Origin of the sequence: Cumulibacter manganitolerans (assembly GCF_009602465.1) — a bacterium.
GTDB classification, from domain to species: Bacteria; Actinomycetota; Actinomycetes; order Mycobacteriales; family Antricoccaceae; genus Cumulibacter; species Cumulibacter manganitolerans.
On the sequence record NZ_WBKP01000136.1, the window covers coordinates 1 to 512 of the forward strand.

General features: G+C 69.9%; 1 protein-coding gene and 1 other annotated feature. The gene reads left to right on the forward strand.

The features are described from left to right. Nucleotides 1-50 precede the first annotated feature (50 nt). Nucleotides 51-179, forward strand: a sequence feature (AL1L pseudoknot). Beyond that, nucleotides 93-512 (forward strand): IS3 family transposase (locus F8A92_RS18505; RefSeq protein ID WP_194291601.1); only part of this gene is annotated, 420 nt, incomplete at its 3' end. Its footprint overlaps the feature before it by 87 nt.

The following is a 512-nucleotide window of genomic DNA, read 5'->3' on the forward strand; positions in this document are numbered from 1 at the left end:
GCGGAGAACCGCGAGCTGAAGCGCGCGAACGAGATCCTGTTGGCGGCGTCCTCGTTCTTCGCGCGGGAGCTCGACCCGCGACTGCCGTGGTAGTGCAGTTCATCGACGATCATCGTGACCGGTTCGGGGTCGAGCCGATCTGCCGGGTGCTCACCGAGCACGGCGTGCCGATCGCTCCGTCCGGTTACTACGCGTTCAAGAAGCGCCCCGCCTCTGCGCGGTCGGTGCGGGATGCTGAGCTGCTGGTGGCGATCGAGCGGGTGTTCTGGGACCGCCAGCTCGGGCGCGGGATCAGCGGCGCCCGGAAGGTCTGGCGGCTGCTGCATCGCGAGGGCATCGTGGCCGCCAAGTGCACCGTCGAGCGCCTGATGCGCCAGCACGGGCTGCGCGGTATCCGCCGCGGCAAGCAGGTCATCACCACGCGCCCCGACGACACCGCGACGCGACCGCCAGATCACGTGCAGCGCGAGTTCCGCGCCGAGCGGCCCAACGAGCTGTGGGTCGTGGACTTC